This window comes from Terrabacter sp. Root85, from assembly GCF_001429185.1.
GTDB lineage: Bacteria > Actinomycetota > Actinomycetes > Actinomycetales > Dermatophilaceae > Terrabacter.
In genome coordinates, this window is record NZ_LMIW01000010.1 from 1 (window position 1) to 15879 (window position 15879).

At 72.9% G+C, this 15879-nt stretch carries 16 protein-coding genes, 1 tRNA gene and 1 riboswitch; of the genes, 8 read left to right on the top strand and 9 right to left on the bottom strand.

Translation table 11 applies throughout. The annotated features are described in order from the left end of the window. Positions 1-289: 289 nt before the first annotated feature. Positions 290-365, top strand: a tRNA-Arg gene (locus ASE25_RS14320). An 89-nt stretch (positions 366-454) separates the two neighbouring features. On the opposite strand, the gene ASE25_RS14325 is transcribed toward ASE25_RS14320, so the two are convergent. Further along, positions 455-754: a hypothetical protein gene (locus ASE25_RS14325; protein ID WP_056826302.1), complete on the bottom strand. Its 300-nt coding sequence runs from the start codon at positions 752-754 to the stop codon at positions 455-457. A gap of 172 nt (positions 755-926) precedes the next feature. On the opposite strand from ASE25_RS14325, the gene ASE25_RS14330 reads away from it, so the two are divergent. Both ASE25_RS14330 and ASE25_RS14335 read left to right on the top strand, forming a co-directional pair. Further along, the gene (locus ASE25_RS14330) at positions 927-3149 is read left to right on the top strand and encodes an MASE1 domain-containing protein (RefSeq protein ID WP_235508694.1); all 2223 of its coding nucleotides are present in this window, start codon (positions 927-929) and stop codon (positions 3147-3149) included. Continuing rightward, a complete protein-coding gene (locus ASE25_RS14335) occupies positions 3146-3613 on the top strand; it encodes an STAS domain-containing protein (protein ID WP_056826306.1) in 468 nt (155 codons plus the stop codon). Before ASE25_RS14330 ends, ASE25_RS14335 begins: the two co-directional genes overlap by 4 nt. Here ASE25_RS14335 and ASE25_RS14340 read toward each other — a convergent pair. Beyond that, positions 3598-5382, bottom strand: a complete 1785-nt coding sequence (locus ASE25_RS14340; RefSeq protein WP_056826308.1) for a sigma-70 family RNA polymerase sigma factor — start codon at positions 5380-5382, stop codon at positions 3598-3600. The two genes, ASE25_RS14335 and ASE25_RS14340, sit on opposite strands and share 16 nt — an antisense overlap. Positions 5383-5871: 489 nt before the next feature. Between ASE25_RS14340 and ASE25_RS14345 the strand changes: the two genes are divergently transcribed. After that, positions 5872-6483, top strand: coding sequence for a hypothetical protein (locus tag ASE25_RS14345; protein ID WP_056781350.1), 612 nt, complete (start codon positions 5872-5874; stop codon positions 6481-6483). Positions 6484-6544: 61 nt separating this feature from the next. Here ASE25_RS14345 and ASE25_RS14350 read toward each other — a convergent pair whose 3' ends face one another. The 5 genes from ASE25_RS14350 to ASE25_RS14370 all read right to left on the bottom strand — a co-directional run bounded on the left by ASE25_RS14350 (position 6545) and on the right by ASE25_RS14370 (position 10882). Further along, a complete protein-coding gene (locus ASE25_RS14350; RefSeq protein WP_056781353.1) occupies positions 6545-7228 on the bottom strand; it encodes a DsbA family protein in 684 nt (227 codons plus the stop codon). 96 nt (positions 7229-7324) lie between these two features. Beyond that, entirely contained in the window at positions 7325-8101 is a 777-nt protein-coding gene (locus ASE25_RS14355) for a C40 family peptidase (protein ID WP_056781356.1), read from the bottom strand. 2 nt (positions 8102-8103) lie between these two features. Next, positions 8104-8268: riboswitch (cyclic di-AMP (ydaO/yuaA leader) on the bottom strand. 218 nt (positions 8269-8486) lie between these two features. Further along, positions 8487-9182: a metal-dependent transcriptional regulator gene (locus ASE25_RS14360; protein WP_056781582.1), complete on the bottom strand. Its 696-nt coding sequence runs from the start codon at positions 9180-9182 to the stop codon at positions 8487-8489. A 29-nt stretch (positions 9183-9211) separates the two neighbouring features. Then, positions 9212-10465 carry an MFS transporter gene (locus ASE25_RS14365; protein ID WP_056826310.1) on the bottom strand — a complete coding sequence of 418 codons (1254 nt, stop codon included), beginning with the start codon at positions 10463-10465 and terminating at the stop codon, positions 9212-9214. 78 nt (positions 10466-10543) lie between these two features. Continuing rightward, positions 10544-10882 (bottom strand): hypothetical protein, encoded by a 339-nt coding sequence (locus ASE25_RS14370; protein WP_157623445.1) that lies wholly within the window; start codon positions 10880-10882, stop codon positions 10544-10546. Positions 10883-10915: 33 nt separating this feature from the next. On the opposite strand from ASE25_RS14370, the gene ASE25_RS14375 reads away from it, so the two are divergent. Together ASE25_RS14375 and ASE25_RS14380 are read left to right on the top strand one after the other, a co-directional pair. Further along, positions 10916-12079: a hypothetical protein gene (locus ASE25_RS14375; protein ID WP_200959128.1), complete on the top strand. Its 1164-nt coding sequence runs from the start codon at positions 10916-10918 to the stop codon at positions 12077-12079. Beyond that, the gene (locus tag ASE25_RS14380; protein WP_157623446.1) at positions 12076-12423 is read left to right on the top strand and encodes a hypothetical protein; all 348 of its coding nucleotides are present in this window, start codon (positions 12076-12078) and stop codon (positions 12421-12423) included. The genes ASE25_RS14375 and ASE25_RS14380 overlap by 4 nt, the downstream gene beginning before the upstream one ends. Before the next feature lie 194 nt (positions 12424-12617). Here the strand turns inward: ASE25_RS14380 and pdxH are convergent, their stop codons facing one another. Beyond that, a complete protein-coding gene (pdxH, locus tag ASE25_RS14385) occupies positions 12618-13334 on the bottom strand; it encodes a pyridoxamine 5'-phosphate oxidase (protein ID WP_056781371.1) in 717 nt (238 codons plus the stop codon). Between the two features lie 111 nt (positions 13335-13445). Here pdxH and ASE25_RS14390 point away from each other — a divergent pair, with 111 nt between their 5' ends. Beyond that, complete coding sequence (locus ASE25_RS14390; RefSeq protein WP_056781374.1) at positions 13446-13850, top strand: hypothetical protein; 405 nt, start codon at positions 13446-13448, stop codon at positions 13848-13850. A gap of 39 nt (positions 13851-13889) precedes the next feature. Here ASE25_RS14390 and ASE25_RS14395 read toward each other — a convergent pair whose 3' ends face one another. Next, a complete protein-coding gene (locus ASE25_RS14395; protein WP_056781377.1) occupies positions 13890-14516 on the bottom strand; it encodes a pentapeptide repeat-containing protein in 627 nt (208 codons plus the stop codon). 95 nt (positions 14517-14611) lie between these two features. Here ASE25_RS14395 and ASE25_RS14400 point away from each other — a divergent pair, with 95 nt between their 5' ends. Next, entirely contained in the window at positions 14612-15733 is a 1122-nt protein-coding gene (locus ASE25_RS14400) for a citrate synthase 2 (RefSeq protein WP_020145632.1), read from the top strand. The last annotated feature ends 146 nt before the right edge of the window (positions 15734-15879 follow it).

Sequence of the window (15879 nt, forward strand, 5' to 3'; positions counted from 1 at the left end):
TTCGATCAGCTCCCACTGAGCATCGGTCAGCACGGCAGAACGCGACATGCATCAACCATCACAGCCGACCGTGCCCACATTCAGGAGACACGCCCTAGTCCACGGCTCCGTCGAAGTCCGACCATCCCGCTGATGGGTGCGTGTCATAGCGCCGACGGCAGCCCTGCGCGAGACCGCGCCATGGGTCCAGTAGCCTGTCCCCGTTGGTCGGCCCGACAGGGCCTCGTTACAGCGAGGGTTAAAGCGACCCTTGCAGCGAGGTTTTCAGCGAGGGTTCCAGCCATGCCCCGCCCTCGTAGCTCAGGGGATAGAGCACCGCTCTCCTAAAGCGGGTGTCGCAGGTTCGAATCCTGCCGGGGGCACCACCAAGAATTTCGCAACCGAGCGGCCATCGCCCAGCTCTCGTCACCGAGCGACCAGGGCGACCGCTAATCCACGGATCCACGAGCCACCCTCACGACAGCACGCCGACCAGCTGCGCCACGGTCGGCGAACCGTCCCGCCCGTCCGGCGTCGTGAACACGCGACAGGCCAGGGCCGGCTGCTCCGTCCCCGAGGCGAACGGGTCCGTGCCGTCGATGAGGATCGTGGGCGAGCCGATGAAGTCGAGTCGCTCGGCGTCCTCGATGGTCTCGATCCGCACTCGCAGAATCGGCTCGTCCCCATGGCCCACTTCGGCCAGTGCCGAGCGGAGCCTCTCCTCGGCCATCACCCAGTTCGGGCACCCGTCGAAGTAGAGCAGCCGCACGTCCATCAGCCCATCATGCGCTCCGTGGACAGCAACGCGGACCGGGCCCGACTCGGTCACCTCGCAGCCGCAGCATCAGCGGCTCCCAGCTGGGTGGACGAAACGCTCGTCACACGACACTCGGTGCTCCTAGAGTCACTGCCATGGCGGGGCGTGGGCGGCTGGACTGCTCCCGACGATGACGACAGGCGTGGGGGCGGTGGAGACCTCGGGCCCTGCAGCCCTGCCCTCCCGCGTCACCCAGGATCTGGACGGCAAGGACACACCGGACATCTCCCCCGCCGCCACCCGGACGCGACGCCTCGTCCGCCTGGCCGCCATCGCCGTCGCCTACTACCTCGGCGCCCGCCTCGGCCTGAGCCTCTCGCTCGTCGGCAACGACGTGACCCCGTTCTGGCCGCCGACCGGTGTCGCCGTCGCCGCGCTCATCGTCTTCGGGCGGTCCTACTGGCCGGCCGTCGCCGTCGCGGCCCTTGCAGTCAACCTGCCGATCAGCGCCAACCCGCTGGCCGCGGCGGTCACGGCCGTCGGCAACACCCTCGCACCCGTCGTCGCGGTCACCCTCCTCCAGCGGGTGGGCTTCCGCCGCCAGCTCGACCGTCAGCGCGACGCCCTCGCGATCGTCTTCCTCGGCGCCCTCGCCAGCATGCTCGTCAGCGCGACGATCGGCGCGGCGACCCTCCTCGCCTCGGGCTCGATCACGACCGGGCAGCTGCCCGCGACCTGGGCTGTGTGGTGGACGGGCGACGCCATGGGCGTCCTCACCGTCGCGCCCTTCCTGCTGTGCCTGCCTCTCTTCTGGGAGCAGCGTCGCTGGCCGCTGCGGCTGTGGCTCGAGGCCATGGCGATCCTCATGGTGGCAACACTCGTCGTGGCGGCCGCCGTCACCACGGGGCTGCACATCTTCTTCCTCACCCTCCCGCTGCTGGGCTGGGCCGCCTGGCGCCTCCAGCTGCGAGGAGCCGCCCCTGCTGCGCTGATCGCCACCCTCCTCGCCACGGCGGCAGCCACCCGGCAGCGAGGTCCCTTCGAGGGCAAGACGCTGCTCGAGCAGATGGTGACGCTCCAGGCCTTCAACGCCTGCGTCGCGCTCACCTCCTTCTTCCTCGCCGCCCTCGTCAGCGAGCGCATGCAGACCGCCGCCGCCCTCGAGAAGGCCGCGTCCGAGCTCGAGCGACGGGTCGAGCAGCGCACCGCCCAGCTGTCGGCGGCCAACACCCGGCTCGTCCAGGAGATCCAGGAGCGCTCCGAGGCCCAGGAGCTGCTGAGCCACGAGGAGGCCCGGGCGCAGCGCGAGCACCAGATCGCCGAAACCCTGCAGCGCAGCCTCCTGCCCGACCGACTCCCCGACGTGCCCGGGGTCGCCCTCGCCGCGCGCTACGTGCCTGCGACGGCCGACGTGCAGGTCGGCGGCGACTGGTACGACGTCGTCCAGCTCCCTGGCGGCCTCATCGGACTCGCCATCGGCGACGTCGCGGGCCACGGCCTCACCGCCGCCGCGACGATGGTCCAGGTCCGGATGGCCCTGCGCGCGTACGCCCTCCAGGACCCGTCGCCACCCGCCGTCATGCGCGGCGTCCACCAGCTCGTCGCCCAGCTCCCGGTCCCCGAGATGGTCACCCTCATCTATCTCGTCTTCGACCCGGCCACGCGCCGCATCCGCTGGACCAACGCGGGCCACCCGCCTGCGCTCGCCTTCGCGGGTGGTCAGGGCACCTACCTCGAGGGCGCCCTCTCCCCTCCCGTCGGCGTCACCGTCGACGGCTCGTTCACCGAGGCCAGCCAGGTCCTGCCACCGGGGGCGACCCTCCTGCTCTACACCGACGGGCTCGTCGAGCGGCGCGGTGTCTCACTCACCGCCGGCCTCGACCGGCTCGACCGCGAGGCCTCCGCCGTCCCCGACGACGACATCGAGGCCCTCTGCGAGCGCCTCATCGACACCTTCCTCGACGAGGACCATATCGAGGACGACGTCGCGATCCTCGCCATGCGCCCCCTGCCGTCGGTCGACGGCGAGCTCGACGTCCGGCTGCCCGCCGAGGCCCGCAACCTCGTGCAGGTCCGCAGCGCCCTGCGCCGCTGGCTCAAGGAGGCCACCGTCTCCGAGGCCGACGTCAACGAGGTCCTCGTCGCCTGCGGGGAGGCCTGCGCCAACGTCGTGCAGCACGCCTACAGCGGGCAGGGGTCGGCCGGTGAGCTCGTCGTCGAGGCCCGGCTCGACGGCGACGCCCTCGAGGTGCGCATCCGTGACCACGGCCACTGGCGCCCCGCCGCCGACCGCGGCGGCGGCTGGGGACTCCAGCTCATGGACGCCCTCATGGACGACGTCGACGTCGAGCACACCCCCGGTGGCACCGACGTCCGCCTGCGCCGTCGCGTCCACGTGGGGGTCGAGGCATGAGCGACCTCGCCCGCGTCGACGCGCGCCGCGCCGGCACCACCCAGCTCGTCCGCATCACCGGCGAGCTCGACCTGTCCAACGCGCGCGAGCTCACCGACGCCCTCGGACACGCGGTCCCCGACGACGTCACGCTCGTCGTCGTCGACCTCAGCGGCACGACCTACCTCGACAGCGGCGGCATCGCCGCGTTCTTCCGCCTCTCCCAGCGACTACGGGACCGCCGACAGGACCTCCGGCTCGTCGTCCCCCACGACTCGCCCATCCGCGCCGTCGTCGAGCTGACCCGGCTGAGCCAGGTGATCCCCGTCGACGAGAGTGCCCCCGACCTCCCCGGCCAGATGGCGTATGCCGCCCTCCCGCCCGACGGCGCGCCCGCCCCGTCCCAGCCCCCACCCACCACAGACCTGCCCGATCCCGGGGACCCTGACCTGGCCGAGCCCGAGGGCGATCAGCGCAACGGGTAGCTGCCCGACCCGGGCAGCGTCGCTCCGGAGCGGTCGGTGAAGCGGGCCACGAGGTCCCCCGAGAGACGGGGCTGCACGCGGGTGACCTCGACGACGACCTCCCCGGCGCGCAGCCGCCCGTCGAACTGCGCCGTCGGCTGGCTCACGTGCTCGACGACCCGGGCGCCGTGCACGTCGCGCACCGAGGTGAGGAGCCAGCCGGCCGGCGCCGTCAGGTGCGCGAGATAGCCGCGGTCGCTCGGCGTGAACGTCAGGCTCGTCACCGTGCCGACCGGAGCGGGAGGCGGCGCGACCTTGGTCGTCGGGGTCGGCCGGCTGCTCGTCGGCGTCGGCGTCGTCGTCGGGCTCGGGCTCGGACGGCTCGTCGAGGTGGCACTCGTGCCGGTGGAGGTCGGTGCGGGGCGCGACGGCGGCCTCGTCTGCCGGTCGGCGCTCCCGCTCCGGCCGCCCGACGACCGGAAACGCGAGACGTTCTCGGCCGTCGCCATGCCGATCACCGGTCGCGGCGCGGTCGACGACGGCACCGACGAGCTCGTCGTCTCGGCCGGGTAGGGCGACTCCGTCCCGTCCACCGGTCCGGCCGACGAGTCCCGGCCCACCGGCGCGTCGGCCGAGACCCGTCCGGCCGGCTGGAGCTGGAGCAGGACGAGCGCCGTCGCGACGACGAGTGCAGCCGCAGCCAGCACCGCGGCCGCCGAGCGACCCGGCACCGACAGCACGCGACCGTTGACCCCGCCCGAGCCACCTCCGGGCCCACCTCCACTGACGTCGGCGGCGAACTCTGACAGGTCGTCGGCCCCGTCCATGAGCGAGGCCACGCCCACGGCGACCGGGATCGTGGCACCGCCCGTCGCTGCGACCGCACCCACGCCCGCTGCACCGGCGCCGACCGTGCCGTCGCCCACCGTGCCGTCGCCCACCGCGTCGGCGACACCGACCCCCGACGCCACCGCGAACGCCCCGGGCAGGAGCACCGGCGCGACGCGCAGCCGGATGGCCGCGTCGACGTCGACGACGTCGAGCACCGCTGCCCGGCACCGGGCGCAGCCGTCGAGGTGCTCGTCGACGCGCTCGCGAGCCTTGACCGGGAGCGAGTCGCGCACGTAGCCACCGAGATGGCGTCGCACCGCCCGACATTCGGCGTCGCCGGCGTTCGCGACGAGCTCGGAGAGGAAGGTCTGGCGCAGCCGCTCGCGTGCCCGCTTGCTCCGGCTCGCGATGCCGTTCGGCGTCGTGCCCAGCCCGGGGGCGATCTGGTGCGGCTTCTCCTCGTGCACGACCAGACGCCAGAGCAGCGACCGGGACTCGTCGGGCAGCGAACGCCAGGCCGCCCAGACGGCGTCGCGCTCCTCGGCGTCGACGGCCTCGTCCTCCGCCGAGGCAGCCGTGCGGGTGTCGACGGTCGTCTCGTCGTCGGTCAGCACGACCCGGTTCGTGTAGCGCCGCGCCACGTCGATGTTGGCGCGGCGCAACGTGCTGAGCAGGTAGGGCCGGAAGGCGGTGTCGGGCCCGCCCCCACCACGGAGGGCATCGAGGGTGCGGGTGAAGCTCTCGCTGACGAGGTCGTCGACGTCGCTCGGCGAGGCGACCCGGGAGGCGAGCCGTCGGGCCGCGGGCTCGTGCCGCGACCACAGCGCGGAGTAGGCGGCGTCGTCGCCCGCCCGAACCCGGTCGACGAGCGCCGCGTCGCTCTCGGGTCCGTCGACGCGTACGCCCTCGTCCGCCCCATCCACGGACTCGCCGCCGTGCTCGTCGTGCGCCCGCTCCACGATCTTCTGTCCCCCACCCGTACGCCGACGTCTCGTCGGCTGTCTCGACCCAAGCTCCAGCAGGGTGCGTGACCGGGCGCCGGGTCCCGTCCCCGACCCGTCGGCGCGTCAGCAACGCACCTCACGCATCCTCCCCCCTGGAGATGCGCGAGGGACCGAATCATGGCGCGACATGCCCGCGGATGTACAGGGTTGACGGCGTGCCGGGTGATTTGCGTGCGTTTGCGACACACCTCGGGCGCCGCTACGTCTTCCCCCGTGAGGCGCCGCGCCGGACGCGTGGGAGGGGACCCGGGCGAGCCGGTGGGGGCGACGACCGGCGCATCACGGACGGCGGCGACGGGCTGCGGTCCGACGGGTGGTGGGTGCTCCCGAGGAGGGGACGGGAGCACCCACCGACGCCCGGGCGGGCTTGCCCAAGATCCGGATCCGACCCGGACCTGCATGCGACGATGGAGACTCCACGACCCGTCACCCCAGGAGCAGCACATGACGGCGACCGACCCGAGCCACGGCTTCCTCAGCGAGCCGGCTCTGACACCGGAGCTCGAGGCCTACTTCGCGAGCGACGTCACCGACCATGGCTACGTCATGAACCTCAGCCGCGTCTGGGCCCAGTCGCCCGCGGCCCACGACACGCTTTTCGCGCTCCTGGCCGACATGGTCTCCGTCGCCGGCCTGAGCTTCCGGCAGCGCGGCATCCTCATCGCCGCGACCGCCTCGACCATCGGCGACTCCTACTGTGCGCTCGCGTGGGGTGGCCGCCTCGCCACCGCAGCCGGCGAGGAGGTCGCAGGCGCCGTGCTCCGCGGAGACGACGAGCCCCTCGACGCCGCCGACGCCGCCCTGGCGACGTGGGCCCGGACCGTGGCGAGCACCCCGAACGCCACCACTCCCGCCGATCTCGAGCCGTTGCGCGCCGTCGGCTTCGACGACCGGCAGATCTTCGCGATCACGGTCTTCGTCGCGCTGCGCCGAGCCTTCTCGACCGTCAACGACGCCCTCGGCCCGCTCCCCGACCACCAGCTTCGCGCCGACGCCCCACCCGCCGTGGACGACGCGGTCTCCTTCGGCCGCCCGGCCGCGGACCAGCCCTCCTGACCGAGGGCGTATGCCGTCCGCCCGGCTCCCCGGGTCGGGCACCCGGCCCGCGCGTTCGCGCTCAGACGGTCTGCGTGGCCACCCCGCGCAGCAGCGCGAGGTAGTCCTCGACCGGGTGGGCTCCGGTCACGGCGGCATACCCGTTGGCGACGACGAACGGCGTCGACGTCACACCCATGGACCGCGCCTGCTGCTCGTCCTCACGCACCTGTTCGGCGTACTCGTCGGAGGCGAGCACGGCCGACACCCGCCGCTCGTCGAGACCGCACTCGCCGGCGAGGCGCTGCAGGACCTCACGGTCGTCGATGGCGAGGCCCTCGCCGAAGTGCGCGGAGTGGAAGCGCTCGACCGCCGCGGAGCGCAGCGCGGGCCCGCCCATCTCGCCGGCGAGGGCGCAGAGCCGGTGCGCGTCGAAGGTGTTGGCGCGCACCGCGCGGTCCCAGTCGAAGACGAGGTCGTCGGCCTCGGCCACCTCGCTGGCCTTGGCGTTCATGAGCCGGCCGGCGCCCGCGTCGCCGCCGTGGCGCACCGAGAGGTGGTCGCTGACGGGCACGGAGCCACCGACCGGGACGTCCGGGTCGAGCTCGAAGGAGCGCAGGCGCACCGTGACGTCGTGCGGCCGCTCGAAGGCGGCAACGGCAGCCTCGACACGGCGCTTGGCGACCCACGAGTAGGGGCAGACCAGGTCGCTCCAGAGGTCGAGCTCGATGATGGTCGTGGACTCGGCAGCAGGCTGATCGGTCATCGACTCAGTCAACCACGGTGGCTGACGGGGCCGGAAAAGCGCTGCGCCCCCACCGGATCCGGTGGGGGCGCAGGGTGTGGCGTGAGAGGTGACCGCTCAGATGCGGCCGTACATCGACGGCGTCGTCCAGATGGAGTGGTTGCCGATGACGGTGCCGGGACGCTGGGCGTCGATCATGCGGCCCGGGCTGACGTAGATGCCCACGTGGTAGATCGGCGAGCCGAAGAAGACGAGGTCGCCGGGGCGCGGGTTGCTGACCGGGGTCGAGGCCGCGGCCTGCGCCGACGCGGTGCGCGGGATCGAGATGCCGGCCTGGCGGTAGACGTAGGACGTGAAGCCGGAGCAGTCGAAGCCGGAGGGCGTCGTGCCGCCGTAGACGTAGGGAACACCGAAGTACGACTGGGCGATGCCGATGATGCCCGTGGCGCTGGGGTTGGGCGCGACGTTGAGGGCGGCCCGGGTGGTCGAGCCGGAGCGCGACGCGCGCTGCTGGGTGGCCTCACGCTCGGCGGCGGCCTTCTCGGCGGCCTTCTTCGCGGCGCGCTCGGACTTGACCTGGACGTCCTCGATGACGACCGGCTTGACCGAGGCCTGCTTGAGGGCGGGCTTGGCGTAACCGATCGCCGACAGGGCGTTGCCGGCCTTGAGCGTGCCGACGGCGGGGCCGACGGCCGCGGGACCGGCGACCGTGCTGGCGGAGCCGTCAGCGGCGTTCGCGGTGCCGGCGAACGAAGCGACGAGACCACCCGAGGCCGCGACGATGGCGGCACCCTTCACGGCGGGCTGGGCCGACTCCTTGGCGATCGTCTTGAGCTCCGAGATCGCGTTGAAGCGACCGGGGGCGCGGTGGCGCCCGGGAACGTTCTGAGCCACGTTTGACCTCTCGACGCCTACGAGGTGAGCTGTCGGGTTCGGGCTGGAGGTACTGCCCGGCCTTCGCTCGGACCGGTCTCGGTCCACGGAGGGCTTCACCCCGAGGGCGTCTCTCGACGCCCGGAGAAAGTGGTTCCCCCGCTCCTGCCATGCGGTTCGTACTGAGCCTCAGGTCGATGGCAGGACTAGGCGGTCCGACCCGGGGCACTCACTCGACGGGGAGAGCAAGTTCGCCCACCGTACCCAAGTAGGAGTGCCTTGTCACCTTCGAGTTCCCGGAAGTCAAAGAAATTTCAGCGACCTCCGGACGGGGCCGGACGAGGTGTGGCAAGGCCTGCCAAAACGACCCGGCAAACCGGGGCATACCCTGCCGGATACGGCGTGTTCAGGCGGCCTGGCAGAAGACGTGGACGGCCACGTCGTCGGGCAGGGAGACGCCCGTGGACGGCTCGCTGCCCTCGCGGACGGCGACGACCCGGCCGCCGTCACGGACGACCTCGACGCGGGCGCCGGGCACGACGCCGGCACTCGTCAGCAGCGCGAGCGCCTCCGGGTCGACCTGGACGGGCTCACCGATGCGACGGATCGTCACGACCGTCGGCGCGGCCCCCACGGCGGCGGTCAGGGTGCTGAGGCCGGTGAGGAAGTCCTCGTCCTGGCGCACCCCGAGCTCCTCGAGACCGGGGATGGGGTTGCCGTAGGGCGACTCGAGCCCCTCGCCGATGAGGCCGAGGATCTTGCGCTCGACCTTCTCGGACATGACGTGCTCCCACCGGCAGGCCTCGTCGTGGGCGTACTCCCACTCGAGGCCGATGACGTCGACGAGCAGCCGCTCGGCGAGGCGGTGCTTGCGCATGACGCGGGTCGCGAGCAGCCGGCCGTGGTCGGACAGCTCGAGGTGACGGTCGCCCGAGACCGCGACGAGCCCGTCGCGCTCCATGCGGGCGACGGTCTGCGACACGGTGGGGCCCGAGTGGCCGAGACGCTCGGCGATGCGCGCGCGGAGGGGCACGATGCCCTCCTCCTCGAGCTCGAAGATGGTGCGCAGGTACATCTCGGTGGTGTCGATCAGGTCCGTCACGGTCATACCTTCTCAGAATCGGAGAGCGGTCAGGGACCGCCCGTCAGTGGCCCCGGCGTCGGCCCGGTCCTCGCGCGTCGGGTCGGGTCGTGCCGTGGCACCCAGATGCGCAGCCAGCCCGCCCCGACCACGGCACCCACGCCGAGCACGACGGCGGAGGCGCCGAGCGACATGATGGCGCTCAGCCCTGACAACGCCAGCGGACCCGCCGCCCTTCCCACGTCCGCGCAGAGCCGCCAACCGCCGAGGAACTGCGCGCGTCCGTCTGCGGGCGAGGCGTCGGCGCCCAGGGTCATGATGAGCCCCGCCCCGAGGCCGTTGCCGAGACCGAGCACGGTCGCCGCGGCCGTCACGGCGACGAGGCTCGTGGCGAGCGGGAGCAGCATCATGCCGAGGCCGAGCACGAGCATGCTGGGCACGGCGGCCGCGACCCGGCCGTGGCGGTCCATGAGCCAGCCCGAGGGGTAGAAGAGCGCCATGTCGAGCGCCCCGGCGACCCCGAAGACGAGCGACGTCTGTGCCGGGGAGAAGCCGACCGACTCGGCCCACAGCGGCACGAGGGCCTCGCGGATGGCGCGCGCCCCGGCCACGCACATGGCCCCGGTGCCGAGCGTCAGGAGGACGTGCCGGTGCTGCAGGAGCACGGATGCCACGCTGCGCGGCGGTCCGCCGCCCCGGATCCGGTGCGCCGAGCCGGTGATGTCCGGCGCGACGAGGACGAGGACGAACGCGGCGATGCTCGCGACGCCGCCGACGGCATACGCCGCCTCGGTGCCCCACCTCGCGATGACGAGCGATCCGATGAACGGGCCGACGAAGTAGCCGATGCGGTGCACGCCACCCAACGTCGACAGGGCCCGCGCCCGCATCGCCACCGGGACCGCCTCGGTGAGGTAGGCCTGCCGGGCCAGGCCGAAGAGCGAGCCGGCGAGCCCGATGACGAACACCCCGACGAAGAGCATGACGAGACCGCCGGCCAGAGCCGCGACGAGCATGCCCATGGCCTCGATCACGGCCGCGACGAGCAGCGCCCGGCGCTCCCCGATACGGGCCGCGAGGGCACCGGACGGCAGGTCGCCGAGCAGCTGACCCACGCCCAGCATCGCGACGAGCAGCGCCGCGACGCCGACCGAGGCGCCGAGCTCACGCGCCGACACGGCGATGATCGGGGACACCGCGCCCGCGCCCGTCGAGCCCAGGAGGGTGGGCCCGTAGGCCGACAGCGCGATGGCACGCAGGCTGCCGCTGCGCCCCTCCGCGCCGTCGCCCTGAATCTCGGTCACGCCACAGGACCCTAACGATCGGGTTACTCGGGTGGCCGGGCCGACCAGCCGACGAAAGCATTGGCCCGTGGCCGGGACTCAGAGGACGAGCAGACCGATGGCGGTGGAGGCGGCGTTGGCGGCGACGACCGCCAGCGCCACCGTCACCGCGTCCTCGCGCGCCCGCACCCGCCAGCCCGCGACGAGGAGCACGGTCTCCACGGCGGCGACGGCGACCTCCGCCCCCACGAGCTGCCACGGTGACCCGAAGCCCGTCGACACGGCATACAGCACGGGGTGGGTCACGACGTTGACGCCGACCGCGCCGACGAGCGCGCGGCCCCACCCGGCCCAGCCTGCCGCGCGCGCGAACGCCACGAGCACGGGCACCTCGACGGCCAGCGTCAGCGCCAGGGCCTGCAGCGCAGCGGGGCTCACCTCGTGACCGCGCGGCCCCGAGCGGGCGGCTCCGTGACCGACGCGCCCGACCCGGCCGTCGCGGTGCATCGTTCGAGCACCATCACGCTCCTCGTGCTGATGGCAGTCTGCCTCGCGCTCGCGATCGCCCTCGGGGCGCCGATCGCGACCGCCGTGATCGGTCTCATCCTCTTCGGCATCCTGCACAACCTCCTCGAGGTCCGCTACGTCGCGGGCCGCTTCGCCGGCCTGCTCGGGCGGCCCTTCCTCGAGCTGCTCGCCGCACTCGTCACCGGCATCGTGGTCTGCCGGCTCCTCGCCGGTGTGGTCGGGCGGCCCGCGCTGCTCGCCGAGATCGTGCTCGGCTACGTCATCCTCGCGGCTGCCGCCCGTCACGGGCTCGACGGCCGGCGGCGCGTCGCCGCCTGGGTCCTCGTCGGTGCCGCGGCTGCCGTCTCGCTGACCTTCCCGACGTACCACTTCGTCGTGCTGACCCACCTGCACAACGTCGTGCCCCTCTTCTTCCTCTGGGAGTGGTCGCGCCGGATCACTTCGCGTCGCGGGCGGCAGGCGTTCCGGGCCGTGCAGCTGCTGTGGGTCGTCGCCATCCCGGCGGTGGTCCTGCTCGGGTTCCTCGACGGGTGGCTCAGCGCCGACCCCGGCATCGTGCGCAGCGTCGTCGGCGACGGCCAGACCGTCCTCGCCGCGAGCGCCCCGCCGAGCGCCGCGGCGACGGTGCTCGGGATGCGCTTCCTCACCGTCTTCGCCTTCATGCAGACGATGCACTACGTCGTGTGGGTGGCGCTGCTCCCCCGCGTCGCTCCGGACGCCTCGGCGGCCTTCGAGGCCCGCGTGCCGTGGGTGACCGGTCCGCGGCTCTGGGCCGTCGGATTCGTCGCCGCCGCACTCTTCGCCGTCCTCTTCGGGCTCGACTTCGCCCAGGGCAAGACGTTGTATGCCGCCCTGGCAAGCTATCACGCCTACCTCGAGCTGCCCGTGCTGCTCGCCCTGCTCGTGGGGGCCCGCAGCCTGTCCTCGCCCTCCCGCTCCGCCGACCGCCGTGACGGCGCCGGCTCGGGGACCGGGACGACCCCGCCGACCCCGCCGACCCCCACACCGCCGACGCCGCTCCCTCCGGCGGGCGGCGGGTCACGCGGCGCCGAGCTGAGGCCCGAGGCCACGGCGGCGGTCGCCCCGGACACCGAGGTGGGGCCATGACGGTGCCCGTGTCTGTGGGACTGGCCGCGGCCCTGCCGGTGGACGCCACGGCACCGCCGGACGCGGCCTGGGGCCCGATGGTCGTCGTGGCGCTGGTCGTCGTCGCAGTCGTGGCCGCGGTCGTCGCCTTCGCCCGGATCAGCCGACGTCGGACCAGCGCCGACGACCCGACCCGCAGCGGTGCCGGCGCCGGTGTCGGTGGCGAAGCCGATGCCGGCGTAGGTGCTGGCGCCACGAGTGGCACGACGACCGACGACCCGCTGCCGACCGACCCGCAGCAGCACCGACCAGGGCAGCCCGGCGGTTCAGACGGCCCCGACGGCCCCGCCGGACAACCCTCGTAAAAGGTCTTGCCGCCCGTCAGGCCCCGACGTACGGTCGTGACATCGAAACCGAAGGGAGGTGATCCGAGAAGTGATTTCTTCCGGAGCGTGTGAGGTGGCCACGCGATAGCCGCGTCCCCATCCACACCATGGATGAAGCAGGGCAGTCCGACTCGTCGGGCTGCCCTGTTCCGTGTCCGGGGTGTGGGCGGGACTCAGGGCTGGAGACGCAGCCGCGTCCACGAGTCGGCGTCGGCGAGGTCGCCGTCGCCCGTGCGGCGGAAGACGATCCGGTCGTGGAGGCGGTTGCGCCGCCCGGCCCAGAACTCGACCTCGTCGCAGACGATGCGCCACCCGCCCCAGAAGTCCGGCACCGGCACGTCGTGATCGCTGCCCGTGTCGGGGAAGCGCTCGAGCACGTCCTGCCACTTGCGCTCGAGCTCGGCCCGGTCGGCGGCCGGGCGCGACTGGTCCGACGCCCAGGCCGACAGCCGCGAGCCGTAGGGCCGGGCGTCGAAGTAGGCCTCGACCTCGTCGCGGCCGACGAGCTCTGCCGTGCCCCGGAAGCGGATCGCGCGGTAGATGGCGGGCCAGGTCAGGGCCGCCGCGACACGAGGGTTGGACTGCAGGTGCTCGCTCTTGGCCGAGCCGAGGTTGGTCACGAAGCCCGGGCCGCGCTCGTCGAAGAAGCGCATGAGGACGGTGCGCACGTCCGGCGCGCCCGTCGCGTCGACGGTGGCCACCGAGATGGCGGTCGGCTCGGGCACGTCGTCGCGGTCCTCGGCGGCCGTGAGCGCGGCATCGACCCAGGCCCTGGCCTGAAGGTAGGGCGATGCGGCCACGTCGGACTCGACGAGGCCGTCGCCGGAGTAGTCGACGCGGCGTACGGCGGCGAGGCCCTCCCGGGCCGGCTCGCGAGATGAGCTGTCCATGACCCCACACTAGGGTTGGCCCGAGAAGGTCCGCGCGGACGTCAGGCCACGGCGCGCGCGGTCCCGGCGACAGCCCCGGCCCGTCCGGGGCGCTGTGAGGAGTCACCAACCATGGCAGGCAAGGGCAAGCTCGTCACCCAGACCGTCAAGCTCGGCATCAAGTACGGCCCCCAGATCTGGGTGGCCACGCAGGCGCTGCGCGAGCCCGCCAAGGAGGCCGCCAACAAGGCGATCTCGAGCGAGCGTGCTCGTCGCCAGGCGATGGCGCACGCGAAGTCGCTCGCCGACGGCAGCATCCTCAAGGTCTACAAGGGCGACGTCGCCCACTGGGTCGTCTTCAGCGGTGACGAGGCGGTCGGCGTCCACCCCGAGACCGACATGCTGCTGACGGCCCTCGTCGAGCGGGCCGACCTGACGAAGCGGATCCGGCCCGACGACAAGGTCAAGGCCACCGACCGCGCCAAGGACGCCGCCACTGCGGCGCTGCGTCGGGCCAAGCCCAACCAGATCAACTGACGCGCGCGCGGGGCGCAGCGTGCTCACGCCGCCCTGCGCTCAGTCGGCGACGAGGATCCCGAGCTCGGCCGCGAACGCGTCGGCGAGGTCGATGACCTGCGGGCGGCTCATCGTCGCGCCCTTGAGCCCGGCGAGACCCACCGGCGAACGGAGCGTGGCCCCAGAGAGGTCGAGCGCGGCATACGTCCCGCGACCGAAGGTCGGTGACACGAGCGTGCACCCCTCGAAGGTCAGGCCGTCGACGGTGGCTTCCTGGAGGTCGAGCTCGACGACGACGCAGTCGACGAAGGCGACGTCCTTGAGCCGGGCGCCGCGCAGGTTGAGGAAGTCGACCTTGCCGCCACGCACCGTGACGTCGCGCCACGTCGAGCCCCAGGCGGAGACGGCGGCCAGCCGGCACCCCTCGATGGTCGTCTCGATGATGCTCGCCTCGGCCAGCGTCACGCCGACGCCGCCCACGCGCTCCCACTCGCACTCCGACCAGCGCGAGCCCTCGAGGTGCGCCTCGTCGAGCGTGCCGCCGAGCACCGAGCACTCGAGGAACGAGTGGCCCTCGGCGTGGGTCCCGGTGAAGTCGGTGCCCTCGAAGCGGACCGCGTCGTGATGTTGGTCTCGGGTGGCGAACACGGCGTCACGAAACACGGTCTGGTCGGCGGCTGACGGCATACGGTGAGTCTGTCAGCCGGGACCGACGCCCACCGTCCGCATCCCGGCTGCGGCCTCCACACCGCGGTGGTACCGCCTGCACAGCAAGGACGCACATGGCAGACAGCACGCCCGACCCCGACTTCAAGCCAGGACTCGAGGGCGTCATCGCCTTCGAGTCGACCATTGCAGAGCCGGACAAGGAGGGTGGGGCGCTGCGCTACCGCGGTGTCGACATCAACGACCTCGTCGGGCACGTCGACTTCGCCCACGTGTGGGGCCTGCTCGTCGACAACGAGTTCGACCCCGGCCTGCCGCCGGCCGAGCCCTATCCCCTGCCCGTGCACACCGGGGACGTACGCGTCGACGTCCAGTCCGCGCTCGCCATGCTCGCACCGGTGTGGGGTTTCAAGCCGACGCTCGACATCGACGCCGACGAGGTGCGCGACAACCTCGCCCGCGCCGCCGTCATGGCCCTGTCGTTCGTCGGGCAGTCGGCCCGTGGGCTCGACAAGCCGATGGTCCCGCAGAGCGAGGTCGACAAGGCCCGCACCATCACCGAGCGCTTCATGATCCGCTGGCGCGGCGAGCCGGACCCGAAGCACGTGGAGGCCGTCGACGCCTACTGGGTCTCCGCCGCCGAGCACGGCATGAACGCCTCGACGTTCACCGCCCGCGTCATCACCTCGACCGGTGCCGACGTCGCCGCCGCGCTCTCGGGCGCCGTCGGGGCGATGTCCGGTCCGCTCCACGGTGGTGCACCCTCGCGCGTGCTCCACATGCTCGACGGGGTCGAGCAGCAGGGCGATGCCACGGCCTACGTCAAGGGCGTCCTCGACAAGGGCGAGCGCCTCATGGGCTTCGGCCACCGCGTCTACCGTGCCGAGGACCCCCGCGCCCGCGTGCTGCGCTCCGCGTGCGAGCGCCTCGGTGCGCCCCGCTACGAGGCCGCGGCCGCCCTCGAGAAGGCCGCGCTCGACGAGCTGCACGCCCGCCGACCCGACCGGGTGCTCGCGACGAACGTCGAGTTCTGGGCCGCCGTCATCCTCGACTTCGCGGAGGTCCCGCCGTCGATGTTCACGCCGATGTTCACGTGTGCGCGCACGGCCGGATGGTCCGCGCACATCCTCGAGCAGAAGCAGACCGGCCGGCTCATCCGGCCGTCGTCGCGCTACATCGGCGAGGGTCCGCGCAAGCCCGAGGACGTCGCCGGCTGGACGCCCGACATCTCCCACTGACAGCAGGCCCACCCCGTCGAGTGGCCCCGTCGTCACACCCGGGACTGGGACCGATGCGACCGCTGGGGCCACGCGGCCACTCGAGTGAGCGCGTCGCACCAGTCGAGCGATCGCGGCGTCCCAGGAGCGTGTGGCAGGTGGGACGA